Annotated in this window: 23 protein-coding genes; 8 read left to right on the forward strand and 15 right to left on the reverse strand. The window is 36.9% G+C overall.

Annotation, left to right across the window (positions count from 1 at the left end):
• Nucleotides 1-8 precede the first annotated feature (8 nt).
• From ACFQ19_RS02780 to ACFQ19_RS02795, 4 genes are all read left to right on the forward strand, one after another.
• A complete protein-coding gene (locus ACFQ19_RS02780; protein ID WP_379590455.1) occupies nucleotides 9-1,205 on the forward strand; it encodes a Gfo/Idh/MocA family protein in 1,197 nt (398 codons plus the stop codon).
• Between the two features lie 273 nt (nucleotides 1,206-1,478).
• A complete protein-coding gene (locus ACFQ19_RS02785) occupies nucleotides 1,479-2,420 on the forward strand; it encodes a sugar phosphate isomerase/epimerase family protein (RefSeq protein ID WP_379590794.1) in 942 nt (313 codons plus the stop codon).
• A 468-nt stretch (nucleotides 2,421-2,888) separates the two neighbouring features.
• Nucleotides 2,889-4,100 carry an MFS transporter gene (locus ACFQ19_RS02790; protein WP_379590457.1) on the forward strand — a complete coding sequence of 404 codons (1,212 nt, stop codon included), beginning with the start codon at nucleotides 2,889-2,891 and terminating at the stop codon, nucleotides 4,098-4,100.
• 37 nt (nucleotides 4,101-4,137) lie between these two features.
• Nucleotides 4,138-5,070, forward strand: a complete 933-nt coding sequence (locus tag ACFQ19_RS02795; RefSeq protein WP_379590458.1) for a sugar phosphate isomerase/epimerase family protein — start codon at nucleotides 4,138-4,140, stop codon at nucleotides 5,068-5,070.
• Nucleotides 5,071-5,190: 120 nt separating this feature from the next.
• Here the strand turns inward: ACFQ19_RS02795 and iolG are convergent, their stop codons facing one another.
• From iolG to ACFQ19_RS02845, 10 genes are all read right to left on the reverse strand, one after another.
• Nucleotides 5,191-6,201, reverse strand: a complete 1,011-nt coding sequence (gene iolG, locus ACFQ19_RS02800; protein ID WP_379590459.1) for an inositol 2-dehydrogenase — start codon at nucleotides 6,199-6,201, stop codon at nucleotides 5,191-5,193.
• A 63-nt stretch (nucleotides 6,202-6,264) separates the two neighbouring features.
• A complete protein-coding gene (gene fba / locus ACFQ19_RS02805; RefSeq protein WP_379590460.1) occupies nucleotides 6,265-7,122 on the reverse strand; it encodes a class II fructose-1,6-bisphosphate aldolase in 858 nt (285 codons plus the stop codon).
• A 100-nt stretch (nucleotides 7,123-7,222) separates the two neighbouring features.
• On the reverse strand, nucleotides 7,223-8,107 hold the full coding sequence (gene iolE, locus ACFQ19_RS02810; RefSeq protein ID WP_379590462.1) for a myo-inosose-2 dehydratase: 885 nt from the start codon (nucleotides 8,105-8,107) through the stop codon (nucleotides 7,223-7,225).
• A gap of 22 nt (nucleotides 8,108-8,129) precedes the next feature.
• A complete protein-coding gene (iolD, locus tag ACFQ19_RS02815) occupies nucleotides 8,130-10,046 on the reverse strand; it encodes a 3D-(3,5/4)-trihydroxycyclohexane-1,2-dione acylhydrolase (decyclizing) (protein WP_379590463.1) in 1,917 nt (638 codons plus the stop codon).
• A gap of 48 nt (nucleotides 10,047-10,094) precedes the next feature.
• Nucleotides 10,095-11,075 carry a 5-dehydro-2-deoxygluconokinase gene (iolC, locus tag ACFQ19_RS02820; RefSeq protein ID WP_379590465.1) on the reverse strand — a complete coding sequence of 327 codons (981 nt, stop codon included), beginning with the start codon at nucleotides 11,073-11,075 and terminating at the stop codon, nucleotides 10,095-10,097.
• Nucleotides 11,076-11,192: 117 nt separating this feature from the next.
• Nucleotides 11,193-12,011 carry a 5-deoxy-glucuronate isomerase gene (gene iolB, locus ACFQ19_RS02825; protein WP_379590466.1) on the reverse strand — a complete coding sequence of 273 codons (819 nt, stop codon included), beginning with the start codon at nucleotides 12,009-12,011 and terminating at the stop codon, nucleotides 11,193-11,195.
• An 88-nt stretch (nucleotides 12,012-12,099) separates the two neighbouring features.
• Nucleotides 12,100-13,557, reverse strand: coding sequence for a CoA-acylating methylmalonate-semialdehyde dehydrogenase (locus tag ACFQ19_RS02830; protein WP_379590467.1), 1,458 nt, complete (start codon nucleotides 13,555-13,557; stop codon nucleotides 12,100-12,102).
• Nucleotides 13,558-13,643: 86 nt separating this feature from the next.
• Nucleotides 13,644-14,033, reverse strand: a complete 390-nt coding sequence (locus ACFQ19_RS02835; RefSeq protein WP_379590468.1) for a tautomerase family protein — start codon at nucleotides 14,031-14,033, stop codon at nucleotides 13,644-13,646.
• Nucleotides 14,034-14,035: 2 nt separating this feature from the next.
• The gene (locus ACFQ19_RS02840) at nucleotides 14,036-14,848 is read right to left on the reverse strand and encodes a DeoR/GlpR family DNA-binding transcription regulator (RefSeq protein ID WP_379590469.1); all 813 of its coding nucleotides are present in this window, start codon (nucleotides 14,846-14,848) and stop codon (nucleotides 14,036-14,038) included.
• A gap of 224 nt (nucleotides 14,849-15,072) precedes the next feature.
• On the reverse strand, nucleotides 15,073-15,966 hold the full coding sequence (locus tag ACFQ19_RS02845) for an AraC family transcriptional regulator (RefSeq protein ID WP_379590470.1): 894 nt from the start codon (nucleotides 15,964-15,966) through the stop codon (nucleotides 15,073-15,075).
• 151 nt (nucleotides 15,967-16,117) lie between these two features.
• Between ACFQ19_RS02845 and ACFQ19_RS02850 the strand changes: the two genes are divergently transcribed.
• The 4 genes from ACFQ19_RS02850 to ACFQ19_RS02865 all read left to right on the forward strand — a co-directional run bounded on the left by ACFQ19_RS02850 (nucleotide 16,118) and on the right by ACFQ19_RS02865 (nucleotide 21,285).
• Entirely contained in the window at nucleotides 16,118-17,158 is a 1,041-nt protein-coding gene (locus tag ACFQ19_RS02850) for a Gfo/Idh/MocA family oxidoreductase (RefSeq protein WP_379590472.1), read from the forward strand.
• A 34-nt stretch (nucleotides 17,159-17,192) separates the two neighbouring features.
• Nucleotides 17,193-18,122 carry a sugar phosphate isomerase/epimerase family protein gene (locus tag ACFQ19_RS02855; protein ID WP_379590474.1) on the forward strand — a complete coding sequence of 310 codons (930 nt, stop codon included), beginning with the start codon at nucleotides 17,193-17,195 and terminating at the stop codon, nucleotides 18,120-18,122.
• 78 nt (nucleotides 18,123-18,200) lie between these two features.
• Nucleotides 18,201-19,793: a solute:sodium symporter family transporter gene (locus ACFQ19_RS02860; protein ID WP_379590475.1), complete on the forward strand. Its 1,593-nt coding sequence runs from the start codon at nucleotides 18,201-18,203 to the stop codon at nucleotides 19,791-19,793.
• An 82-nt stretch (nucleotides 19,794-19,875) separates the two neighbouring features.
• Nucleotides 19,876-21,285 (forward strand): sugar porter family MFS transporter, encoded by a 1,410-nt coding sequence (locus ACFQ19_RS02865; RefSeq protein WP_379590477.1) that lies wholly within the window; start codon nucleotides 19,876-19,878, stop codon nucleotides 21,283-21,285.
• A gap of 90 nt (nucleotides 21,286-21,375) precedes the next feature.
• Here ACFQ19_RS02865 and ACFQ19_RS02870 read toward each other — a convergent pair whose 3' ends face one another.
• The 5 genes from ACFQ19_RS02870 to ACFQ19_RS02890 form a co-directional block, all read right to left on the reverse strand.
• Complete coding sequence (locus ACFQ19_RS02870) at nucleotides 21,376-22,968, reverse strand: solute:sodium symporter family transporter (RefSeq protein WP_379590478.1); 1,593 nt, start codon at nucleotides 22,966-22,968, stop codon at nucleotides 21,376-21,378.
• Nucleotides 22,969-23,001: 33 nt separating this feature from the next.
• Nucleotides 23,002-24,021 carry a Gfo/Idh/MocA family oxidoreductase gene (locus tag ACFQ19_RS02875; RefSeq protein WP_379590479.1) on the reverse strand — a complete coding sequence of 340 codons (1,020 nt, stop codon included), beginning with the start codon at nucleotides 24,019-24,021 and terminating at the stop codon, nucleotides 23,002-23,004.
• A gap of 230 nt (nucleotides 24,022-24,251) precedes the next feature.
• The gene (locus tag ACFQ19_RS02880) at nucleotides 24,252-24,560 is read right to left on the reverse strand and encodes a PTS lactose/cellobiose transporter subunit IIA (RefSeq protein WP_379590480.1); all 309 of its coding nucleotides are present in this window, start codon (nucleotides 24,558-24,560) and stop codon (nucleotides 24,252-24,254) included.
• Between the two features lie 2 nt (nucleotides 24,561-24,562).
• Entirely contained in the window at nucleotides 24,563-24,859 is a 297-nt protein-coding gene (locus ACFQ19_RS02885) for a PTS sugar transporter subunit IIB (RefSeq protein ID WP_379590481.1), read from the reverse strand.
• Between the two features lie 181 nt (nucleotides 24,860-25,040).
• Nucleotides 25,041-25,802, reverse strand: a complete 762-nt coding sequence (locus ACFQ19_RS02890) for a DeoR/GlpR family DNA-binding transcription regulator (protein WP_379590482.1) — start codon at nucleotides 25,800-25,802, stop codon at nucleotides 25,041-25,043.
• Between the last annotated feature and the right edge of the window lie 274 nt (nucleotides 25,803-26,076).

Here is a 26,076-nt window from a genome sequence, read left to right on the forward strand (position 1 = left end):
GTGTAAAGATGATTAATGGAGAAAATAAGATTTCTAGACCTTTACGTTGGGGAATGGTAGGCGGTGGAAGAACAGGACAAGTAGGATATAAACATCGTACTGGCGCATTGCGGGATAAGACCTATGATTTAGTTGCCGGAGCTTTTGATATTGATGCAGAACGTGGAAGAGATTTTGGGGTGAATCTTGGAGTGGATAGTAACCGTTGCTATCCAGACTTTCAAACCATGTTTGCTGAGGAAGCTAACCTGAATGAAGGAATAGAAGTGGTTTCCATTGCAACGCCAAATGGCACGCATTATGAAATCACAATGGCAGCCCTGCATGCTGGTCTTCATGTAATCTGTGAAAAGCCATTGGTTTTCACAACGAAAGAAGCAGTAGAGATAAAACAGTTAGCTGAAGAAAAAGGGCTAATTGTTGGAGTAACCTATGGTTTTTCAGGAAACATTATGCTCCTGCAAATGCGTGCCATGATTGAGCAAGGTAAAATTGGAGACATTCATTTAGTAGATTTACAGTATACACATGGTTACGCTGCAACCGGTGATGGAGATAAAAAGAATGCAGCACAAAAATGGCGTGTTGATCCAAAAATTGCTGGACCAAGCTTTGTTCTCGGGGATCTTTCTACGCATACGTACTACATGTCACAGTTGATTATGCCAGAAATGAAAATTAAAAAGCTATTATGTGACCGTCAAAGCTTTGTTGGAAGCCGCTATCCATTAGAAGATAACGCCTATGTATTAATGCATTATGAAAATGGTGCTGTGGGAAGAATGTGGACATCTGCTGTCGATGCTGGATGTATGGACGGACAGCGTATTCGTATTGTTGGTTCGAAAGCGAGTTTAGAATGGTGGGACAGTAAACCAAATGAATTGCGTTATGAGTTGCAAGGCGAACCAATCCAAACATTGGTACGGGGAACAGAGTATCTAGATGACTTAACCAGCGAATATGAGCGTTTAGGAACTTTGCATCAGGAAGGATTATCCGATGCCTGGGCAAATATTTATTTGAGAATCGCAATCGCCATTGACGCGAAAAAACGAGGCGATGAAGAAATATTAGATAAACTAATTTATCCGGATATTGATGCTGGAATAGCCGGAGTTCAATGGATTGAAAATTGTGTACGTTCTGCTGATAATGGATCCGTTTGGGTTGAATATGAAACAGAAGAAAGTGTACATGCATAATTAATGATAGTCATGAAAAATGAAGAAGTGCATATAAGTAATAGATTTTCATTTAAAAAGAAAGATATGGTATTACACCTATCTTACGTGACAAGTTGTTTAGGCTATTTCAATTTGAAAAAATATTAGATAGTGTATAGTGATACAGAAATGGTGCTGATGAAACGGGAAGCAGGTAGCTGGTTACCTGTTTCCCGTTTCAATTTAAAGTATATATCATTCAAACGAAAATGAAGGAAAAATTGAGATGAAGAAAGGGAATTATATATAATGATGAAATTAGCGTTATGTACGGATGTATTGGGCGATTTATCTTTTACGGATATGTTGGATAAAGTGAAGGAGTATGGAATAGAAGCAGTAGAATTGACTGCAGGAGGCTGGTCTCCTTGTCCACATGTCCCTACAAATGAATTATTGGAAGATGAAAAAAAGTTAGAGGAATTTAAACAGGAATTAAAGCAACGTCATATTGAAATCGCTGCATTGAATTGCTCAGGTAATCCTCTTAGCCCTGGCGAGTTAGGAGAAAATCATACAAAAACAACCTACCAGACGGTTGATTTAGCTGAAAAGCTTGGTGTGAAAAAAATTGTAATGATGAGTGGGTTGCCAGGCGGCGGCCCGGAAGATAAATTCCCGAATTGGATTACTTCCACGGTTTCGTGGCCTGAATATATGCCGTCTGTATTAGAATATCAATGGAATGAAGTCGCTATTCCCTGGTGGAAGGAATTTGCCGACTATGCTCAAAAACATGGAATAGAGAAGATTGCATTAGAAGCATTCCCCAGCCAATTAGTTTATAGTGCTTCCACCTTGTTAAAGTTAAGGGGAGCTGTTGGGGATATTATTGGGATTAACTTGGACCCGTCTCACTTATTTATCATGGGTGCGGATCCGATTGCGGCTATTCGTCCGCTAGAAGGGGCTATTTATCATGTTCATGGAAAGGATGCCCGGATTGAGAGCAGATTAGCTGATGTAGATGGTTTATTAGAATCACTTCCAGTTACAGCGACAAAGGACAGAACGTGGAATTATGTAGCGGTAGGCTGTGGTCATGATCATCAATGGTGGAAGGAATTTTTCTCTAATCTAAGTATGGTAGGCTATGAAGGGTACGTTTCGCTGGAAATGGAAGATTTAACGATGAGTGTGGATGCTGGTCTTCGTACGTCGATTGATTCCTTGGAAGCAACTCTAATAAAATAAAAAATATGTACTTTTACTAAAACTGGATAAACATGTAATTCAAGACATACAAAATAGGATAGATACCTGATTACAATTGAAAGAGCTGGTTTTTAGAAATCGAGTTGAAAAACTGGGTGGATAAGACAGTTTTTAACAGGCAAAGTTAAAGTGAATCCGAATATGAAAAGCTGTTCCTAAGAAATCTTGTTGTGAAACTTGATGGATAGGACAGCTTTTTTGATAATTATTCCGAAGCATGTGGGGTAAATAGATTGATTCACATAATAAATAAGGATCAAATTTGATTAGTCATGTTTATTATCTTGCTTTTAGATGTTGACTGTAGAATCCAAAAAAAGGTCAGCAAATTATAAATACTTCTAGACACTCTTCTTTTAAACTGAAAATAGAGAAATCTGTTTCATATAACTTCCATATTTAGCTGTCTGTAAAATTATAAAAAGATAATTGGAAAGTAGGTTATCAATGACAAAATCAATGAATAGGAATAAAAATTTATTTATGTTGGTTTCATTTTTATTATGGTTTCCACAGTTTATGTATGTTCCTACGTTATCTCCGTATATGGAGCATACAGGGATACCATATTCTTTTATTGGAATCATTTTAGGTAGTTACGGATTGACCCAATTATTGTTTAGACTGCCAATCGGAATAACATCCGACATCATAAAATTAAGAAAGCCATTTATTCTTTTTGGTATGTTCATCAGCATGCTTAGCTGTTTTATTTTTCTAACGATGGACGGGGCTGGCTGGTTATTGTTTGCACGTGCGTTGGCTGGACTTGCAGCTGCGTCCTGGGTTGCATTTACCGTCTTATATCCTATTTACTTTTCAGAGGATAAGGTTCATGTAGCAATGGGGAGTATTTCCTTTATTGTCGTGCTGGCTCAATTTCTAGGAATGAGCTTTAGCGGTTATATTGTAGAAGCGTGGGGATGGAAAGCACCATTTTGGATTGGCAGCGTGTTCAGCGTGATTGGATGGGGGCTTGCCTTCTTTATTTATGAACCGAAAAATAAAAAAGTCTCTGAACCAATGAGGGTAAAAGGGTTAATACATATTATCCGCGAAGCCTCGTTATTGAAAGTGTCGCTGCTCTCTATACTGGCTCATAGTATTATTTTCTCGACGATGTTTGGATTCACATCAACTTTTGCATTACAGGCAGGTTTTGAAGCAAGTGAGATTACATGGATCGTAGCTGCATTTATGGTGCCGCATGCGATTGCGACGCTTTTTATGGGGAATATTATTATCCCCCGCTTAGGAGAGGGAAAATCCTTGATGGCTGCCTTTATGCTTGTAACGATATCTACCGTGCTTATTCCATTTGCACAGCTAAAGAGTCTCTTTTTGATTAACCAGGGGCTACAAGGCTTTTCCTTAGGAATGATTTTCCCGTTGCTATTAGGTATGTCGATACAATCAATCCAACCTGCCAAAAGAGCAACAGCAATGGGAGCGTACCAGTCCATCTATGCAATAGGTATATTTGTTGGTCCATTTTTAGTAGGAATCGTTAATTCACAGTTTGGTATTTCGTCTGGATTCTATTTTGCAGGCGGATTTGGACTGGTAGCTACGTTGCTTGTCATCATTTGGTATAGAGAAAAGATATTTACTCGTCTTTCAATAAAAAATAAAGAATCAAAGAAACACCATGCTATTTAAAATCACTAGTATTCTAAGATAGGAGGTAGAAAGAATCATGACCATAAAAATATCAGGTGCACCATGCTGCTGGGGTGTAGATGATCCTAAAAATCCTTATCTTCCAAATTGGAAAGATGTTTTAAGAGAAGCGCATCTCGCTGGTTTTTCAGGGATTGAAACAGGACCATACGGATATTTACCTTTGGATAAAACTATTTTAAAAGAAGAATTAGAAAAAAATCAACTCACCATTGTAGCAGGAACTATTTTTGATGATTTAGTTTCAGAGACTAATTTGCCGAATCTGCTTAACCAAGTAGATGATATTTGTACGTTGATGACACAACTACCGCAAGATCAAGCGGAAGTTAATCAAAAGCTGAAAACACCCTATTTAGTTGTTATCGATTGGGGGCATGAAGAAAGGGATTATGCAGCAGGTCATCCGGAGCGGGCGCAACGATTATCAAATTACGATTGGCGTACCATGATTTCTCATATTATCCAAATTGCTCGTAAAGCTGCAGAAAAATATGGTGTTCGTGTAGTGGTACATCCACATGCCGGGGGCTATATTGAATTTTCGGATGAAATTTTGAAATTGACGGAAGATATCCCGTATGAAGTTGCTGGTCTTTGTTTAGATACGGGACATTTATTATATTCAAAAATGGATCCGGCGGAATGGCTGGAAAAACTATACCACCGCGTAGACTATATTCATTTTAAAGATATTGATAGGGATGTTTATCAACAAGTTATGAATAAGAAAATTCGCTTCTTTGATGCTTGTGCAGAAAATGTGATGTGTCCTATAGGTGAAGGGGTTATTGATTATAAAGAGATATATGAGTTATTGGCTGTCAAATTAAAATATGAAGGTTCTATCACAATTGAGCAAGAACGTGATCCTCGAAATGCAGGCAGCAGTTTAGCGGATGTGAAAAAAAGTGTCGCATTTTTAGAAGAGGTTGGGTTTAATAAATAAAAAAGGATGTTTTCAAAGTAACGATAGTAAAAAAGCGTATGAACTTGAAATCCAAGTTCATACGCTTTTTATAGTTGAAATGACTACCCTCTATGACAATAATATTGTTTTGATGTAAAATTAACGAAGCTCACTCAACTCAACCGTCCGATTTTCCTGCCAAGAAAGCTTAGCAGCTTTTGCCAATAGCTCAGCCTGCAATCCGTCTTCAAATTTTGCTACTACGGCTTTATCTTCTAAGATAGATTGTGCAAAATCGTGAATTTCAGCAATATATCCTTCATTATAACGTTCAAGGAAGAAATACATTGGCTTATCTTCTGTCACTGCATCATTGGTGCTAACTTTTACATTGGTCGGTTTCTGGTTTTCTACTTGAACCATGCCATCATTGCCAAATACTTCGATACGTTGGTCATAGCCATACACTGCTTGACGGCTATTATCGATCACTCCCAGTGAATCATCAGCAAAGGTAAGCGTAATAATTGCTGTATCAACGTCATCATTACGAGCAAAACGATCATCTACCAAAGAAGACGCTTTGACGGTGATGTTTTTCACATCTTGTCCAGATAAGTAACGGATCATATCAAAATCATGAATTGCCATATCGATGAATAGACCACCGGAACGTTTTACATATTCTTCTGGTGGAGCTTCTGGATCACGAGAAGTGATTTTAATAACATGCGGCATACCAATGTCCCCATTGCGGACAACATCATGTGCTTTTCTGAAATGTGTATCGAAGCGGCGGTTAAATCCTACTTGGAATTTCACGCCTGTTTCTTTAATCACTTCTAAGGTTTCTTTTGTTTTCTCAATATCAAAGCTGATCGGTTTCTCGCAGAAGATATGCTTGTTGTTCTTTGCTGCTTTGGTAATAAAATCAATATGTGTATCCGTACTTGAGCAGACAAAAACAGCATCAATTTCTGGATCATTTAGAATATCATCTGCATGCTGTGTGATAATCGGAACTGCTTTTAAATAATCTATCTCTTTTAAATGATCGGTGTGTACATCAGAAATTGCTTTTAACTGATAATTATCGGATAACAGAATATTTTTAGCATGCAGCTGTCCGATACGTCCGGCTCCGATGATTCCTACAACTACTTTTGTCATCTTCAATCCTCCAATGTAATAATTGTCTATATCCAAAGACAATTCTTCTTATTTGCAAGGTTTTTATGCTTTATTAGAAGAACCAAATAATTGCATCTTCTCTATCACTACCTTTTCAATCGCATCCATCCCTGTTGTCATTATTTCTGGGACTTTATGTGAATCGGGATATTGTTGCAAATATTCACGTACTACTTGTGTCCATGCCTGATTACATTCTGTGTTTACATTAATTTTTGCATGACCGTATTCAATGGCTTTTACAATTTGGTGAGAAGGAATACCGGACCCTCCATGCAGAGCCAGAGGTACTTCGTTTAGATTGTCTGAAATCTCCTGCATTAAATCAAATGCTAATTTCGGTTCTCCTTGATAAACCCCATGAACAGAGCCAAGCGCTGCTGCAAGCAGATCTACGCCAGTTTCTTCTACAAGCCGGTAGCACGCTTTTGGATCAGCGTATTTAATACCGGAAGTTATACCGTCCTCTGTACCCCCTACAGAACCGATTTCTGCTTCAACGGACACATTTTGTTTGTTTGCATAATTTGCAACTTCTTTGGTATTGGCAATGTTTTCTTCCAGAGATAATTTGGAACCGTCATACATAACCGAGCTATAACCAGCATCGACCGCTTCTTTACAGCGTTCTACCGATAATCCATGATCGAGATGGAGAACGACAGGTACGGTGATTTCCATTTCTTCCACCATTTTTTTGGTTGTTGCAGCAATCAACTTAAAACCGCCAAGATAATCAACGATACGATCTGTAGAAGCTATAATAACGGAAGATTTTTCTTTTTCTGCCGCACGTAAGGTTGCTTCTGCCCACTGGAACGTATTCATATTAAATTGTCCAACAGCATAGTGGTTTTTCTTTGCCTCAGGCATTAGTTCTTTTAATGATACGAATGTCATTCTTTCACCTCTATTCTTTTTATGGTTGGATTAGTACTAATGAAGATGTTCACTCTAAAATCGGTATTTTAAAGTGAACATTCTCCTAAAAAATGATTTCTTAGTTCAATACGTTCTCGTCAATATGCTTGCGAGCCATTAACGCATATTCGAGCGGATGAGCAATTTCTGGATCTTGCTCCGCTTCAATCACAATCCAGCCATGATAATTATTTTCCAGCAGTTTATCGTATACTTTTTTAAAGTCGATATCTCCATCTCCAGGAACAGTAAACATCCCAGCAAGAAAGGCTGAGCGGAATGATATGCCATTTTCTTCACTCATTTTCATAACATCATCTCGAATATCTTTGAAATGGACATGTTTGATTCGATCGATATGCTTCTCTAATAATGGCATATATTCTTTATCAGAAGCATAAATGTGACCTGTATCATATAGTAAATGAACAACGTTTGGATTCGTATTTTCCATTAAGCGGTCAACTTCTTCCGATGTTTGTACAACGGTTCCGAGATGATGGTGATAAACAAGCTTCAACCCATAACTGGCAGCTATTTCACCAAGTACATCAAGGCCTTTCGTAAATTGATTCCATTCTTCATCAGTAAAGACTGGTTTATCAGCAAAAACATTTTTGGACAAGCCCTGAATGCTGTAGGTTTGCTCGGAAACAACAGCAACGGCAGCATCGACTTCTTTTAAATAGGCACAATGTTTATGGAAATCCTCCGATGCTTTGTCGATACCCTCTTGTACAATAAAACTGGAGAACCATTGTCCGGCAATTTTTAAATTGCGAAGTTCGATTTCTTTTTTCAATGTTTTGGCATCCGGGAAGAAGCCGCCAACCTCAGTACCATCAAATCCTGCTACAACGATATCGCTTAACAGATGCGATAGGGTATTCTCTTTTCCAATTTCAGGCATATCGTCATTACGCCAGCCGATTGGGGCAATCCCCCATTGGATATCTTTTCCCATAAGTGATCACGTCCAACTTCGATTAATATTGTCTTGCATTATCGAGAATTTGTTGTCTTTCTGCAGAAGCTTGTTGTACACTCTCTTTGTCTGAAACTTCCGCTACGCCGACATTCCACCAGCTTCCATCATAACCATCAGTCATTGTTTTTGGCAGAACTTTTATTTCAATTAATGTGGATACTGTTTGTTTCTTAGCATCTTCTACAGCCGCAGTTAAGTCCTCTAGGTTATTTACAGAATACGTTTTTAAACCATATCCTTCGCCAATTTTACTGTAATCAATGTTCATGATTTCGTTATTCACATTGCGGAATTCTGTACCGGTACTGTCATTTCCATGGTCCATTTGTAAATTGTTGATACAGCCAAATCCGGAATTATCGAATAACAACAAGTTAATTTTTTTATCGTATTGAAGTGCAGTTACAATCTCGGAATGAAGCATTATAAAGCTTCCATCGCCGACAACAGCATATGATTCTTGTTCAGGCTTTGCTAATTTAGCTCCTAGAGATCCAGCTATTTCGTATCCCATACTGGAATAGCCATATTCCAGATGGAAGGTATTAGCTACGTTCGCATTCCAAATACGCTGCATATCACCTGGAAGAGAGCCAGCGGAAGAAATCACAATGGCGTCGCTATCAACGGTATCATTGATTTTAAGCAATGCTTCTGTTTGCGTTAGTTCTGTTTTTAACGCATCTGCATAGTCATTTAAAACTTCTTGGTTAAAATGATCAGCAATTTCTGGTTTGAAATCATTGCGGTTAAATACAGTTGCTGCTAAACGATTGCGTTCATTTTCCCATTCCTGTTTCAAGGAAGTTATTTCGTCTCCATAACTGGATTGATAGTCATCAATATGCTGGTTGATTGACTGTAATGCAGCTTTTGCATCCGCTACCACCTGAAAACCATCAAATTTATACGCTTGACCTCGATTCACATTGATATTCAAAAATTTGGTGTTATCAAAGTCGAACAATGTTCGTGATGACGTAGTAAAGTCTGTATATCTTGTACCAATGCCAATGATTAAATCTGCATTCATCACTGCTTTATTTGCAGCGGAAGTGCCTAAAATACCATTCCCGCCCAAATTATTTTTATGAGTGAATTCAACGGTTGATTTTCCGGCGTGCGTTTCTACGATGGGAATGTTGGCTTTTTCAGAAAGCGCCACGATTTCATCTTTCGCTTCTGAATATTTTGCACCACCGCCAACTAATAGAACAGGACGTTTACTTTGATTAATAGAGGCAATTGCTCCATCCAATTCACGCTGTGTAGGCAATTTACGGTCGATATAGTGCACACGTTTATGGAAAAAGCTAGCTGGATAATCATAGGCCATCGCTTCCACGTCTTGAGGCAAGCAAATCGTTGCTGGACCGGTTGTTGCTGGATTTGTTAATACTTCAAAAGCTCGCAACAATGCACTCATCAGCTGTTCAGGCCGGTCAATACGATCCCAATATCTTGATACTGCTTTAAATGCTTCATTGGTTGTCAAATCCGTACTGTGCTCATGTTCTAGTTGCTGTAAAACAGGATCTGGCTGTCTGGTTGCAAATGTATCTGCCGGCAAGAATAAAACCGGGATATTATTTGCAAATGCAGTTGCAGCTGCTGTCACCAGATTCGCTGAGCCGGGTCCTGCAGATGCGGAAACAGCAAAAATCTTTTGACGGAGATTTTGTCTTGCAAAAGCATTTGCAGCATGAGCCATACCTTGTTCATTTTTTCCTTGATAACTTTTTAAGTTCCCTGGATTATTTTCAAGCGCTTCTCCTAGCCCTAAAACATTACCATGTCCATAAACATGGAAGACACCTTCGACAAAAGGTGTTTCCACACCATCTACAGAAATATATTGCTGATTTAAAAACTTTAGTAGTGCTTGTGCAGTTGTTAAACGGATTTTTTCACCCATTTTATTCAACCTTCCTTTCACTTCATAATTAAGTTCGAACACATATTGTTAAGAACGTTCACGAATCAATTGTTCAATTTCTTCTACTGTTGGCATTGCTTCTGAAGAACTATGCTTGCTAACAACGATAGAAGCAGAGGCGCTTCCGAATTTCAGCGCGGTTTCGTAATCTTTTCCTGTAACAAGAGCATAAAGAAATGCAGATGCATAGGAATCTCCTGCACCAAATGTCTTTAATACTTTTGTTTTGTAAGCTTCCCCTTTATGAACCGTACCATCTGGCTCATATGCGTAAGAACCGTCAACGCCGTGCTTAATAACAACAAGTTCGGTGTTGTGCTGGAATAAGTGCTGGACTGTTTTTTCATTATCTCCTTCACTATCTAGATTCTCCATCACATCGTATTCATCACGTGTACCGATAACTACATCAGAAAGCTCAGCGACAAGTGAATAGTAGACAGCTGTTTCTTCAGCTGATTTCCATGTGTATGGACGATGATCTAATTCAAAAATAACTTTCACGTCATTCTTTTTAGCGTATTGAATGGCCAGCAGTACCGCTTCACGGGAAGGGCTTTGTGCTAAAGCAGTACCGGATACAAGAAGAATTTTCGCTTTTTTAATATAATCTTCATTTACTTCTGTAGAATCTAAATAAAGATCGGCTACTTGATCACGATACATTAAGATACTGCATTCTTCCGGACTTAAAATTTCTGTGAACGTAAGTCCCGCTTTATGGCCTTCTGTATCATAAACCATATTGGAAGTGTCAATTTCTTTTTCTTCCATATATTGTTTAATAAAATTTCCGTGCTGATCTTTGGAAAGTTTTCCGATAAATCCTGCTTTCAGCCCTAATTTTGAGCTGCCAATCGCTATATTAGCTGGTGAACCGCCAACATATTTTGTAAAAGTCATCGTTTCTTCCATTGGACGATTGTATTCGTTTGCATTTAAATCAATCGCAGCGCGACCAATCGCAATAATATCGAATTCTTTATCTTGGTTAAATGTCAGTGACATGCGTTTCGCTCCTTTTCTTTATACAAGTAAGTACATCGTTTTATTCACTTTTATAGGGGGAATCGTCCGCATCTTGTTCTATGAAAATAGAATAGAGAAGGGACGATTCCATATCTGTTACTCTCTATCAAGAATCCATTCATGATCTTTGTCATTATGAAATTTCCAAATGCGTTCTGGTCCGGCCATAACATTTAAATAGTATTCAGAATAGCCGTCTGGTACACCTACAGGATGGTAGCCTTTTGGAACAAGTACAACATTTCCGTTTTCGACTGTCATGGTTTCATCTAAAGAACGGTCTTCTGTATACACACGTTGAAATACAAATCCTTGTGGCGGATCCATCTCATGATAATAGCTTTCTTCTAGGAAAGACTCTTCTGGTAGATTATTCTGGTCATGCTTATGTGGTGGATAACTTGACCAGTTCGCTGTCTCTGTGAACACTTCTACAACAAGCAAGCTGTTTGCAGAAGGATCAGAGTCTGGCAAAATGTTGTGCACCTGACGTTTGTTATTGTACTTGCCGCGGTGTTCTACGCCATTATCTTCTGCTTTGATCAGCTTGGTCGGCAGCTCCTTATCGGATGGAGCAAAACATAAGGCTACACGAGCTTTTGTATTCGCTGTAATCGTAACGGTTTTATTATGAGAAACATATACACTGTCTGTTGGCTTTCGTTCAAACACACTATCGCGTGTACCAATTTCAGTAAAGTTTTGATCTCCATCTGTAACGGTAATTTTTCCGGTTAAAGCGACAGCACATAATTCTAAATTCGTCAGTTTTTCATCATAGCTGGCGTTTGGTTCCAAATCAACAACTTTAAAACCGACATAATGTAGATCAGAATTTTCTTCTGTTACTTCATGAACGAGTGTTACCCCATCTGCCAGTTTATTATTTTCAGGTTTTCTTAGTAAATGACTCATAATGAACTCCTTTCTATTTTGGAAGGAGACTAGGATAGAAATAGACACCCAGTCTCCCTTTTTATTTGAAACTAGCAATCTAATATAATTATGAAAAATCAGGTTCTGGGTAACGAGCTGTTACTACTTTTTTACGAGTATAGAAATCTACACTATCTTTTCCGTTAGCATGCAATGTGCCATAGAAAGAAGATTTCCAACCAGAGAATGGGAAAAATGCCATTGGGGCTGGCACACCTAAGTTAATTCCTAGCATACCTGCATCAATATTCTCACGGAAGTAGCGTACTGATAATGCACTAGTAGTGAATAGGCAAGCGCCATTAGCGAACTCAGACTGGTTAGCGACTTCAACAGCTTCTTTTAAGTTTTTAACACGTACAACAGATAATACGGGAGCAAAAATTTCATCTTGCCAGATGGTCATATCTTGAGATACACTGTCAAAAATAGTTGGACCGACAAAGTAACCTTCCTCTGGCTGCTCATCACGACCGTCACGAACTAATGTAGCACCTTCTTCAATCCCTTTTTCGATATAACCAAGTGTACGTTGTTTAGCATCATCACGGATAACTGGTCCTAAGAAGACACCATCATCCAAGCCGTTACCCATTTTAATGTTGTCTGATGCTTCTTTTAATTTAGCGATAAATTCATCAGCAACGGAATCTTCCACAGTTACAACCGCACAAGCCATGCAACGTTCTCCCGCTGAGCCGAATGCAGCACTGATCACTTCTTTTGTTGCCAAGTCTAAGTCAGCATCTGCCAGTACGGTAGAGTGATTTTTTGCTCCAGTTAGTGCTTGAACGCGTTTTAGGTTTTCACTTCCGCGTTTATATACGTATTCTCCCACTGGTTTAGAACCTACGAAAGATACAGCTTTAACAGTAGGGTGATCTAAAATGCCATTAACCACATCATGTGCACCATTAACAATGCTGAATACCCCTTTAGGAAGACCAGCTTCATCGAGTAATTCTGCAAGTCTAGCTGCAAGAACAGGCGTTTTCTCAGATGGTTTTAGAATAAAGGAGTTACCTAGAGCGATCGCCATTGGGAACATCCAGCAAGGAACCATCATTGGGAAGTTAAATGGAGCAATCCCGCCAACAACACCTACAGGATAACGATAGTTTGTTGCTTCTACATCGGTTGCGATTGTTGCAAGAGAATCACCCATCATTAATGTTGGAGCGCCAGCAGCGAATTCCACGTTTTCAATACCGCGGCCAACTTCACCTAATGCTTCACCAACACTCTTTCCATTTTCCTGCGTAATTAATTTTGCTAATTCTTCTTTATGCTCTTCTAATAGATTTTGATATTTAAATAGAACACGAGCTCGTTTTGCTACAGATACCTTTTTCCATTTATCTTGAGCTGCTTGAGCTGCTTGTACAGCATCTTCAAAATCTTCCGAAGTAGAGATTGGTACTTGTGCTATTAATTCTTTTGTAGCTGGATTGTAGACATCTTCATACTTATCCGTTTTACTTTCAGTCCATTCACCGTTAATAAAATTCTTTAATTTTTTAGACATATAGTATGTCCTCCTTTTTCATGTTCATAGATTTTTATATTTTTACTCTCTAAAATTAGAGGAAATAGATAACATGTTAAAAAATACTATAATTCTCCGTTTAAAAATTGTGCTTTCCCAAATCCAAAGCTCCATTCTCCAGCACCATTTGTGACAAAGGTAATCATGATATCTTTGGGATTAATTTGACATTGTTTTTCTAATTGTTCCGTTAAAAGGCGATAAAAGTCTTTTTTCATCTTATCTGTCCGTTGCGTACTGATAACGGTAAACAGGATAACATCATCACTTCTTTCAAAGCCTAGCCCAGTATCTTTCATAATCATTTCATAAGGTTCATGCTGTGTCACAACTTGGTAACGATCACCTTCAGGGACTTGAAACGCTTCCAAAACAATCTGATGCGCTACATCTAAAATTTGTTTAATTTCTTCAGGTTCTCTTCCCTTGATTAAATCAACTTTGATTAAGGGCATCTCTACACTCCTTCATTTTGATTTGCAATAACAAGCTCGATATTGTACTTCTGACAATAGTCGATATACGCTTGGCCAGGTGTCTGATCCGTAACCAGATAATCCAATTGGTTTAAACTGCAATACGTAGTTAAGGCAACCTTATCGAATTTTTGATGATCAACCAACAAAAACTTCTGCTCAATCTGTTCCGCTATATAAGACTTTAATTCGCTTTCCATAGGAATAGAGCTCGTTACACCATTTTTGATAGAAATCGCAGTAGCTGCTAAAAATGCTTTGTTAATATTGTAATTTCTAAGAATCTTCTGTGCTTGAATGGTTGTAAATGCCTGTGTTCTACGGTCGAGTACGCCGCCTAAACTATAAACAGTAAGATTCTCATAAGGCAGCGTTCTAAGGATAAAGTCAATATTATTGGTGACAATCGTAATTTGTTTTTCCTGCATATATTCAATCAGTTCCAATACGGTTGTTCCCGTATCGATAAAAATAATGTCTCCATTTTGAATATAGTCGGCAGCTTGTTCCGCAATCCATTGTTTACTTGACTGATTCTTTGTCTGCCGGTAAGTAAAGGATGTTAAAGGCTTCGTAATATTCTTGTTCGGCTTTTTTTCTTCAGCAGGTAATTTGACAGCTGCTCCGCCATGAACTTTGATAATATCACTCGTCTTACATAATTCTTGCACATCATTACGGATTGTATTTTTAGATACAGCAAATTTGTCAACGAGTTCATCATAGGAAGCTCTTTGTTTGAGCGTAATATATTCTTGTAACGCAGCGATACGCTTCGATTTGATGTTGATCACCTCTTTTCTTGGATCAAGTATAACACAAAGAACTCAAAAAGTTAACAAGAAATAACCAAAAGTTTATAAGTTTTTGGTTATTTCATTGGAGTATTGATGTAACAGTGTTTATGAAGGCGTTTTCTTATAAGGTAAGTGTTTTATATAACGTAGGATATTGAAATTAATTCGCATTAAAATACTCTCTTTTAAATGTATAACCTTTAAAAGAGAGTATTTTTTGCTTATTTATTCATATACCGATGCTTTTTCCGATAAGCAGAAGGAGACATTCCATAAATAGATTTAAATGTATTGCTAAGGTGTGCTGCAGAATTAAAGTTAAGCTTTATACTAATTTCCTCAATACTTTCCTCTGAGTCTGTCAACATTTTACTAGCTTCTCGAACCCTTACTTTTGTAAGGTATTCCGTTGGCGAAATACCATACGCTTTTTTAAAAATGGTACTAATATAAGAACGATGAAAATTCATATGCTGTGCTAATTCTTCCATTCGAACGGGTCTTAAGAAATTTTCATCTAAATATTTCAATGCTTTTGTTGCTAGGTCAATTTCAGATGGAGTTAGCTTGGCAGCTTGAATACCTTCACTTTTTTCGAAATAGAATGCAAGCAGACTGATACACTCTAATATCCTGGCATGCAGATGCAAAATTTGGATACCAGAGTTCATTCCTTCAATATAAGCATCCTGACTTAATTGATTCGATTTTTTTTGGCTTTTGATGTGAAAGTCAATAATTAATTTATCTAGCCATTCAGAGAAAGAAAGGTGATTATCCATGGTTTGGTCTTTTCCAATCAATGGATTTTTCACTTGGTTAAATAACGAATAAATGCCAAATATATCGATATCAAAATGAAAAACCAAATATTCCGATGGCTCGACTGCAATGGATTTATGTTCTTTATATGCACAAACCAAAATAGAATTGCCTTCAGTTAAGTCATATAATTCATTGTCGATCCATTGCTGCAAGTGACCATGTTTACAGTAGATAAATTCAAAATAAGGGTGTTCATGCCAGTCGAAACTCCACCCTTCCTCGACTAAATCAAGTTGTATATCCATCACTTTTAATGAGCTGTGTAAAGAAGATAACTTATAGGTTTCCACTTTTTGAACCCTCCAACATACTAACAAATCTATAAATTTAATTATCAAAATGATATATTTTCATTTTTAAATGTTTGTTAGTCTAATTTTATTGACATCAAGAGAAGATGTATTGCACATTTTCAAATGCTTTTTAAAGGAGAGATTTACAATGAATAAAACGATTCATGTAGCCATTATTGGATTGGGTCGTTTAGGTATGGTTCACCTAAATAATATCACAACGTATGGCAAAGGAATAGAAGTAGTTGCTGTTGTTGACAAGATTAACGCAAGGGCTAAAGAAATTGCAAGCGAATACAATATTGAGCTATTTTCTGATTCTCCAGTAGCTATTTGTAAAAATTCTAAAGTAGATGCTGTAGTTATCACGACACCAACAGATACACATGGAGAATTGATTATGGAAGCAGCACAAAATAAGAAACATATTTTTGTAGAAAAGCCAATCAGTCATTCTCTGGAACAAACAAAAGCAATCTTGGAAGCGGTAGAAGAGAATGATGTTTTATGCCAGGTCGGCTTTATGAGACGTTTCCATCCGAAATTTATGGAAGCAAAACAAAAAATTGATCAAGGTGCTATTGGCAAACCAATTTATTTGAAAGGGTTTACTAGAGATAATCCGCCTGATAAATATGCCATGTCACCAAAAAGAGATTTCTTAAAGACTAGCGGAAGAATTTTCTTAGACTTAGCCATTCATGATTTTGATTTAGCTAGATATTTACTAGGCTCTGAAGTGAAAGCGCTTCGGTCATCCGGAAAAATTATCTGTAATCCATTTATGGAGGAATATGGGGATGTCGATCAAGCAAGTACCTATATCGAGTTTGAATCAGGTGCTGTTGCGGATATTGAATCTAGCAGAAATTCTCCATATGGTTTTGATTCTGGGGTTGAAATCATTGGAACAGAGGGAGCCATTCAAATTCCAACGATTCGAGATTATGAAGTAAGTGTTCTTACAGCAACAGACAGATCAGAATTAGGAAGTATTTTTCCGGCGAATATGGAACAATCCTATCTCAATGAAATCATAGAATTTATCCATACGATTCATAATAGGAAGGAATCTCCTTGTTCCGCGGCCGATGGCGTGGCTGCATTGGAAATTTCAGTGGCTGCTCAAAAGTCAATGGACACGGGAGAAACAGTATCTATTTCACCTGAAAAAAGTGTTCAATCCTAGTATTACAGAAATTATAGAGATTTGGGGGATATCAATGAAAATTGGATTGGTAACAGATGGCGTTGGTCATCAGTCCTTTGATGACATGCTCAGCTGGTGTCAAAAAACAGGCGTACAGGAAATCGAACTTGCTTGCGGAACATGGTCGGATGCACCACATTTGGATCTTGATCGCTGGCTTGAGGATAAGACTTTTCGTGAAGAAAATGTAAAAAAGATAAAAGATCATGGTTTATCTATTTCTGCCTTAAACTGTTCTGGAAATCCGTTATTTCCTTTTAAAAAGGGAGAAGAAGATAGAGAAGTAGTAAAGAAAACATTCCAATTATCTCATGAATTAGAGTTGGATACCGTAGTGATGATGTCTGGATTACCAGGCGGCGGGCCAAGAGATGAATATCCAAATTGGTCTATTACCTCCTGGCCGCCAGTAACTCATGAAATTGTAGCTTATCAGTGGGAAGTTGCCATTGAATACTGGCAAAAAGCAGTAGAACAAGCAAAGGAACAAGGTGTAAAGAAGATTGCTTTAGAACCACATGGTTTTCAGCTAGTGCATAATGTAGAAAATTTCCGGAAGTTAAGAGCGCATACAGATCAAACGATTGGATTTAATTTAGATCCAAGCCATCTATTTTGGATGGGGGCGGATCCATTGTTAGTTGCTTCTGAACTTAAGGAGGCTATTTATCATGTACATGTGAAAGATGTGCGCCTTGAAAAAGAATCTGCTGCTAAGAATACATTACTTGATACCAAGCATGTATTAGAAGTAGCTGATCGGTCATGGAATTTTGCAATCCCGGGGTATGGACATACGGAAGAATTTTGGAGGAATTTCGTGATTCAACTGAAATTAGCCGGTTATGACGGTGTGTTAAGTATAGAGCATGAAGATTATACCATGGAGACCGAATTAGGAATTAAAAAAACAGTGAATTTATTGAAGGATATTGTCGTTTAATTCAATTCATTTGTTTAACAGTAGAAAAATAAAGCAATATCGCTTTATTTTTTGGAAGAATCAGGTGGAGGGTGAAAAGTGAGTATTTTTAATATCATTAGCTTTGCCTTTATTTTAATCTTTATTTCCGTTTACGCATTCTATAAAAGTAGAGGTGTTGATAGAAAAGAATCTGAAGGTTATTTTCTCGGCGGGCGTTCATTAGTTGGTATGACATTAGGTATGTCGATTATTATGACAAACCTGTCTACGGAACAATTAGTAGGTCAAAACGGACAAAGTTATGCAGCGGGTATGGAAGTAATGGCATGGGAAGTGATGGCTTCCATCGCAATTGTACTTTGTGCATGGGTGTTCCTGCCGAAATATTTAAAGTATGGAATTAATACAATTTCTGATTTTATTGAAATTCGTTATGACACTATAACGAAAAGAATTGTATCTATATTATTTATGTTCACGTATGTGATTAGCTTTATGCCAGTGGTTTTATACTCAGGAGCATTGATTTTTAATGATTTATTTAATATTGAACAGCATTTAGGTATCAGTACTACTACGGCAGTTATTATCATTTCCACAGTAATCGGCGTTGTTGGAGTTATTTATCTATTTACAGGTGGACTTTCTCTGATCGCCCATAGCGATTCCTTATTTGGAATTGGGTTATTAACTGGAGGAATGATTATTGCTGTACTGGGTGTGATTTATTTAGGTGACAACAGCTTTATTCAAGGACTGGACAGATTTTTAACCAATCATCCAGAAAAATTAAATGCATGGGGAGCAGTAGATTCACCAATTGTACCATGGCCAGCCTTGTTTTTTGGGATGTTCTTTAACTGTTTGTATTTCTTCTGTACCAACCAGATGATCGTCCAAAAAGCTCTTGCTGCTAAGAACTTAAAAGAGGGTCAAAAAGGATTAATGCTAGTTGGGTTCTTCAAAATCTCTGGCATGTTTTTCTTAGTCATTCCCGGGGTTATTGCATATCACATTTTTGGGGATGGCATGCAGATGGATCTTGCCTATCCGGCACTTGTATCCATTGTCCTTCCTGATTGGGCAGGCGGTATTTTTGGAGCAATTATTTTCGGGGCAATTCTAAGTTCTTTTGTTGGTGCTCTGAATGCGACGGTAACGCTGTTTAGTTACGACTTTTATAAACCAATCATTAATAAACAGGCAACAAATCAACAAATTGCAAAAATGGGAAGAATTTTAACGCTAGTCATTGGAGCAGCTGTCATTTTGATTTCACCGTTGATTTCTTTATTCCCGCAAGGATTATACGCTGTTATCCAAGAATTTAATGGCCTATATAATATGCCGTTATTAGCGATTATTTTGGTTGGTTTCTATTCTCGGAAAACGTCAGCACGTGGAGCAAAAGCAACTTTGATTTTCCACGTCATTACTTACAGCTTATCAAAAGTAGTTATTCCAGATATTCACTACTTATATGTATGGAGTGTTTTATTCTTGATCGATATAGGGATTCTATATGCATACAGCAGACTAAAACCAGATCATGATGATTTTGAATTTGATAAATATCAAAGCAAAGTGGACATGACTCCATGGAAACATTCAAAATGGGTTGGCACGGTTGTTTTACTTGCGGTAGTAGGAGCTTATGTTATCTTCTCACCGCTTGTATTAGCTCAATAAAAAATGATATCAGCGAGGATTTAGAAAATCTTCGCTGATATAAAAATTCACTTTATCTTAAGAACATATTGGGGGAGATAAAATGGGGAAATTAAGTAGTAATAGCTATATTCTTACCGTTGTTCCAATTATCGCTTTAGCTGGTTTACTTTTTGGATATGATACAGCAGTGATTGCTGGAGCAGAGCAATCGATTCAAAGGTATTTGATTGATCCATTAGGACTTGGATCACTTGCACATGGATTTACTACATCAAGTGCATTAATAGGCTGTGTTATTGGCGGACTGATATCTGGCTTTTTAGCAAACAAGATTGGCAGAAAGAAAACGCTGATTCTTGCAGCTATTTTCTTTTATGTATCCGCTTTCATGAGTGCTTATCCAGAGCTGCTATTCTTTACAGTAGATGAACAGACAATTGGATTATTAATCATGTTTAATATCTACCGTGTTATTGGAGGCATTGGTGTGGGAATCGGTTCAGCCATTGCGCCGGTATATATCAGTGAACTGACTCCGAAACAAAGCCGAGGAAAATTTGTTGCGACGTACACATTATCTGTTGTCATTGGGCAATTGATTGTCTATATTGTGAATTTGAATATTGCTTCTGGCCAAACATCTGCGTGGATTGATGATCTAGGCTGGAGATATATGTTTTTATCTGAATTAATTCCAGCGTTATTGTTCTTTTTCCTGTTATTCTTTGTTCCAGAAACACCGAGATATTTGGCTTTAAAACAAGATTACAGTAAGGCAGCATCTATATTAGAAAAAGTAAACGGTTCCAAAGAGAAAGCTCAGGATATTCTGGCAGAAATCAAAGCGTCTGTGAAAATGGAAACTGGTAAGAAAGTCAGCATCTTTGCATATGGAAAACTTGTGCTCATTGTTGGTATTGCGGTAGTTATCTTTCAACAGTTAATCGGGATTAATGTGATTCTTTATTACGCACCGCGGATTTTTGAAGAATTAGGTGCAGCAGGTCCGTCTGTATCCATGTTCCAAACAGTTATTGTGGGAATAGTCAATGTTATCTTTATGGGATTGGCCATTTTGTTCGTTGACAGTATTGGAAGAAAGCCAATGTTAATTGGTGGATCAGTTCTTTGCGCTATCAACTTATTCATGGTTGCTATTCTGTCATACCTTGGAATTTTCGGTATTTCCACTTTGATTTTCATGTTGTTATATGTAGCTGCTTTCCAATTAACATGGGGTGGAGTTACATGGATTGTTATTTCTGAAATATTCCCGAATCGTATTCGCGGTCAGGCTGTATCGATAGCAACAGCATTACACTGGTTGGCTAACTTAGGTATTTCAACCAGTTTTCCACCGATTCATGATGTATTAGGCGGAATGACTTTTGCGATTTATGGGGCGCTCAGCGTGGTTGCTGTATTCTTCATTTGGAAGTTTGTACCAGAGACAAAAGGAAAGACATTGGAAGAATTAGAGCAAGTTTGGGTTGAGAAAAAAGTCGGTTAAAAAGGCTATATTGTAGATTGAAAAATAAACAAAATATAAAACAAAGCAAACACCTCCTTTACTAAGAGAGGTGTTTGCTTTCTAAATAAATCAATTAGCTAATACAATCGGAGAAAAGACAATATAAGATGCTGCAACAACAACTAAGATTAAAATACCAACCCATCTAACATGTTTCCAAGGAGTGATATCCACTTTGTTTTGGTATTTGTCGAATTGGAAGTCTTCTTGAGATGGTTTCTTTACGCTATAGAAATAGAGAATAGCTAAATCTACCAAAAAGAGAACACTCCAAACATATAAATAATGGATATCTGGAATAACCACTTTAGACAATGCATACACAACGATGTGGAAGATCAGAGTAACCTTTGCACCAGTTGCGGATGTCTTTTTAGAATAAAAACCAACTAAAATAATTGCCAAGAGTGGCATACTATACAGTCCATTGAATTCTTGAATAACTGCATACAGTCCTTGCGGAAATAGAGAAATTAATGGTGCGACAAGAACAACAATAAACCCAATCACAATAGTTAAAACTCTTCCTGCTTTCGCAATTTGACGGTTGGTTGCTTGTTTATTAATGACCGGCTTATAGAAGTCTAAGCTGAATAAAGTAACGGTTGCACTTAATGATCCGACAAAAGAACTCATGATTGCTCCGAATACCACTGCTCCAAACAGACCAGTTGCCCAATTAGGCAACACTTCAGCTACTAATGCAGGGTAAGCAAGATCCATTTGCATGCCATCTCCAAACATATTGTATGCGATAACACCAGGGATAACTAAGAAGAACATACCAGAAATTTTAAAGAACCCAACAATCATGGCCCCTTTTTGCGCTTCTTTTAAACTTTTGGCGGCTAATGCTTTTTGCACAATCATTTGGTTGGTACACCAGAAATATAAGTTATTGAATAACATTCCTAAGAATAATGTTGGCCAGGGTACAATTGGTGAATCTAAGGCTCCCCAGGCATTCAATTTCTCTGGATGACTTGTTAAAAATCGGTCTAATCCAGTAAAAAAGCTATTTTCACCCAAAGCAATAAGTCCTAAAATCGTAATCGTCATGCCACCAAGCAACAGACCAATACCATATAGTGAGTCACTATGCGCAATCAGGGAAAGGCCTCCAACGAACAAATAGGTAACACCAACCAAACCAATAACTGTAGAAATTATAATAACAGCTGTCATACTGCTGACACCTAAATATTGCTCAATGCCAAATAAATCATTAAAAATTAATGCCCCGGAATATAAAACAACAGGCATAAAACTGACAATATAAGTGAATATAAAGAGAATCGATACAATTCTTTTTGTAAATGTATCGTAACGGATTTCAATGAAATCAGAAATGGTATTTACACCATATTTAAAATATTTTGGTAAAAATACCCATGCAAGCATAACAATAGCAACAGCAGCAGTTACTTCCCAAGCCATCACTTCCATACCAGCTGCATAGGCTTGACCGTTTTGACCAACTAATTGCTCCGTTGAGAGATTGGTCATAATAATTGTCATACCGACAGTAGTTCCGACCAGTGAACGTCCACCTAAGAAGTATCCCTCTGAATCCTTTTTATCGATCTTTCTTGTACGATAAAAAGCATAGAGATAGATGAATACAAGTACAGCGACAAAACTAATAATACTAAATAAATTCAATATTCTCTCCTCCTAAAAATACGCAAATGATTATTAGTATTGGATATCAACTAACTTATTTGTATCGAATGACTCTTGGCATGCTAATGCTACTTCTGTTCCGCGTAAGCCATCAAGCGCAGTTACTTCAGGATGTTGATTTTCACGAATGCAGTGGACAAAATCTTTCAACTCATTTACATATGCTTCGGCAAATCGTTCAGGAAAATGCTGAGAAGATGGGCGGACTGCGCCGTGTTCATTAAATACAGATACTTTATTTTTTTCAGGAGATGCAGCGATTCGCAGCATTCCTTTAGTTCCGATAATTTCAGTTTCTACATGGTATCCATGTGAAGCTGTGCGCCCGGCAACTAGTAAAGCGGTTACATCGTTGTCTAATCTCATCGTTACCGTGCCTAATTCCAGTTCGTTCAGCTCATCCAATTCAGGTGCAGCTTTATTCGTTCCTGTTGCCCATACAGTTGAAATCTCAGATTTTGTCAACCATCTAATCACATCAATATCATGTACACTCATATCAAGGAATAACCCACCACTTGGACTTTTCTTAGCAAAGTTAACAAAGCTGTCTAATCCTTGAATGGGATCAATACTATAAGAGCGAATTAAAGAAATATCTCCAATTTGTCCGCTATCTATCATTTCCTTCGCATATAAATAATCACTATCAAACCGTCTCATAAATCCGAGATGAAAAATACGGTCACTTTTCTCAATTTCATCTATCGTTTGTTTAATGTCTTCTACGTCTAAACCAATTGGCTTTTCACAAAAAATATGCAAATTTTTTCTCAAAGCTAAACGAATATGTTCGGTATGGAATCCAGAAGGTGTCACGATACAGACTGCATCTAACTCAGATTGTTCCAGCATATCCTCATAATTTGTATAAACATTTGGTACTTTATATTTTTCTTTTATCTGTTTATTTACTTCTTCATCTAAATTAGAAATCGCTGTCAATTCAACTCCTTTTAGATGATAGATATTTTCTGCATGGATTAAACCTAGTCTTCCTAATCCTGCCACACCAATTTTAAGCGTTTTCATATAAAAGTCTCCTTCGCTGAAATTATAGATATGTTAACTTGAATTATTTCTATGTTACATACTATTATAGAAATTAATATTTAGTCAAGTGTTTATTAATTTATTATGAATTTATTGTTATGTTTTGTAATTTATTTGATTAATCTATATATAGACTTATTCATAGCTCTCATATTTTCATAAAAAAATCCTGCGCTAGGATATACCAGCTACAGGACAATCATTCAGTATTATTCTTTTTTTAAATGAAGCTCTGCCAATTCCTGTGCCATATCACAAATCATTTGTGCATTGGTTACATGATCCATCGCATGAATGATATAAACGTTAATGTCTATTTGCTGTTCACGTCTGTTTAATTGTAAGAGTTCAGTTTGTTTTTTGTGAGCAGCTATCAAATGCTTTTTAGCGTCTGATATTCCTTTTTCATACCCTTGTATATCTTTTTCTTTTGCTTGACCTAATGCTTGATAAGCCAAGGTTTTTGCTTGACTAGCTTCTGTAATTAAAGGCATGAACATCTCTACATCCATTGTCATTATTATGCCTCGCTTATTTGTTCAAAAATGCTGTAAACATTCATTGTATTATAGTTGTCTACGGAAATTTTAGCAACTTTAGCATTGGTTGCCTCTTCATATTTCTCAGCGATGTGATGAATTTGCGGCCCTAATAATACAACATCAACACGATGTTCTTTAACATAGTCTAATCCTTCTTCGAGACTTTTGGATTGAATGTCAACTTCTTGTCCTTTTTCTTGAGCAAGATCGTTTAATTTTTTTACCAATAAACTTGTTGTAATTCCTGCTTCACATACTACAATTACTTTTTCCATAAATGACACACCTCTATTTTCTATTTATATTCGTCACACTGTTTTAAGCACTTGGAATATAAAAAAGAAACCTTCATGATTGTGCATTTTTTCACAGTGTGAAGTTTTATTTTATCCTAACCAGTTTTCCCTAGGAATGCAATTCTTCTGCATAAAAAATATTTTATTTCATGAGTTTATATTAAATATCTTGTGGATAGATTACTTCATATTGATGCTGTTCGCTATGTCTTATATATTCTTGTGGCGGTTCTTGATTGGTTATCAAATAATCAATATTGTCAAAATTACAGTAGGTGGTTAATGCGTACTTATCAAATTTTGTATGGTCTACAAGAATAAATACTTGCTCACTTTTTTGGATTACTTTTGCCTTTAATTGTGTTTCTAATGGAGAGGAATTAGTAATCCCTTTATCTAATGAGAGCCCGGTTGAAGCCATAAATGCCTTATTAAAATTATATTTTTGAATAATTTCCGCACTCTCTGTTCCAACATAGGATCTGGTAGAGCGTTCGAAAACCCCGCCTGTTGAATAGATATTTAAATTCGGATAAGCACTGGCATCCAATGTGAAATCGAGATTATTAGTTACAATAGTAATGTTTTTATATTTGATAAAATCAAGCAATTCCACTGTAGTAGTTCCAGAATCGATAAAAATAATATCTCCGTCATCAATAAATTTCGCTGCTAATTTGGCAAGCGTTTGTTTTTCGTGAAATTGCTTGATTTTTCGATCTTGATAAGGAACGGTTAAAGGTTTTGAAATGGACACTCCGCCGTATACTTTTATTAATTGTTCTTCATCAACCAGTTCCTGAATATCTCGTCGAATCGTATTTTTAGATACATCAAACCGATCTACGAGTTCATCAAGTGATACCGATTCTTTTTCTTTCACGTATTCAAGTATTGCAGTTACTCGTTGTGCTTTCATCATAAATAAACGATCCTCCTAAAAATATGTATAAGTTTGAAAAATGATATTCCCATTTTAACCATGCTCATTATTTTTTTCATATTTCTGTTTCTGCATATAATACTTCTTATTTTACAATATCTAATACTAGTGTGTCATGACTGATATAAATAAAACATGCTTGGATCTTTCTAACTTAGTAATAATCATGCTAATTCTTAAAAATAGTTATCTATTTATTATCTATCGTTTACTTTATTATATCTTTAGTCAACAAATATGCAAAAGTTAATTA

It is taken from the genome of Oceanobacillus locisalsi (assembly GCF_042675985.1).
Lineage (GTDB): Bacteria > Bacillota > Bacilli > Bacillales > Amphibacillaceae > Oceanobacillus > Oceanobacillus locisalsi.

What these genes read in the sequence shown, in the direction of transcription:
- ACFQ19_RS02780 (WP_379590455.1), top strand. Translation starts at nt 9, where the DNA reads ATGATTAATGGAGAAAATAAGATTTCTAGACCTTTACGTTGGGGAATG.
- ACFQ19_RS02785 (WP_379590794.1), top strand. Translation starts at nt 1,479, where the DNA reads ATGAAATTAGCGTTATGTACGGATGTATTGGGCGATTTATCTTTTACG.
- ACFQ19_RS02790 (WP_379590457.1), top strand. Translation starts at nt 2,889, where the DNA reads ATGACAAAATCAATGAATAGGAATAAAAATTTATTTATGTTGGTTTCA.
- ACFQ19_RS02795 (WP_379590458.1), top strand. Translation starts at nt 4,138, where the DNA reads ATGACCATAAAAATATCAGGTGCACCATGCTGCTGGGGTGTAGATGAT.
- iolG (WP_379590459.1), bottom strand. Translation starts at nt 6,201, where the DNA reads ATGACAAAAGTAGTTGTAGGAATCATCGGAGCCGGACGTATCGGACAG.
- fba (WP_379590460.1), bottom strand. Translation starts at nt 7,122, where the DNA reads ATGACATTCGTATCATTAAAAGAACTAATGCCTGAGGCAAAGAAAAAC.
- iolE (WP_379590462.1), bottom strand. Translation starts at nt 8,107, where the DNA reads ATGGGAAAAGATATCCAATGGGGGATTGCCCCAATCGGCTGGCGTAAT.
- iolD (WP_379590463.1), bottom strand. Translation starts at nt 10,046, where the DNA reads ATGGGTGAAAAAATCCGTTTAACAACTGCACAAGCACTACTAAAGTTT.
- iolC (WP_379590465.1), bottom strand. Translation starts at nt 11,075, where the DNA reads ATGTCACTGACATTTAACCAAGATAAAGAATTCGATATTATTGCGATT.
- iolB (WP_379590466.1), bottom strand. Translation starts at nt 12,011, where the DNA reads ATGAGTCATTTACTAAGAAAACCTGAAAATAATAAACTGGCAGATGGG.
- ACFQ19_RS02830 (WP_379590467.1), bottom strand. Translation starts at nt 13,557, where the DNA reads ATGTCTAAAAAATTAAAGAATTTTATTAACGGTGAATGGACTGAAAGT.
- ACFQ19_RS02835 (WP_379590468.1), bottom strand. Translation starts at nt 14,033, where the DNA reads ATGCCCTTAATCAAAGTTGATTTAATCAAGGGAAGAGAACCTGAAGAA.
- ACFQ19_RS02850 (WP_379590472.1), top strand. Translation starts at nt 16,118, where the DNA reads ATGAATAAAACGATTCATGTAGCCATTATTGGATTGGGTCGTTTAGGT.
- ACFQ19_RS02855 (WP_379590474.1), top strand. Translation starts at nt 17,193, where the DNA reads ATGAAAATTGGATTGGTAACAGATGGCGTTGGTCATCAGTCCTTTGAT.
- ACFQ19_RS02865 (WP_379590477.1), top strand. Translation starts at nt 19,876, where the DNA reads ATGGGGAAATTAAGTAGTAATAGCTATATTCTTACCGTTGTTCCAATT.
- ACFQ19_RS02875 (WP_379590479.1), bottom strand. Translation starts at nt 24,021, where the DNA reads ATGAAAACGCTTAAAATTGGTGTGGCAGGATTAGGAAGACTAGGTTTA.
- ACFQ19_RS02880 (WP_379590480.1), bottom strand. Translation starts at nt 24,560, where the DNA reads ATGACAATGGATGTAGAGATGTTCATGCCTTTAATTACAGAAGCTAGT.
- ACFQ19_RS02885 (WP_379590481.1), bottom strand. Translation starts at nt 24,859, where the DNA reads ATGGAAAAAGTAATTGTAGTATGTGAAGCAGGAATTACAACAAGTTTA.
- ACFQ19_RS02890 (WP_379590482.1), bottom strand. Translation starts at nt 25,802, where the DNA reads ATGATGAAAGCACAACGAGTAACTGCAATACTTGAATACGTGAAAGAA.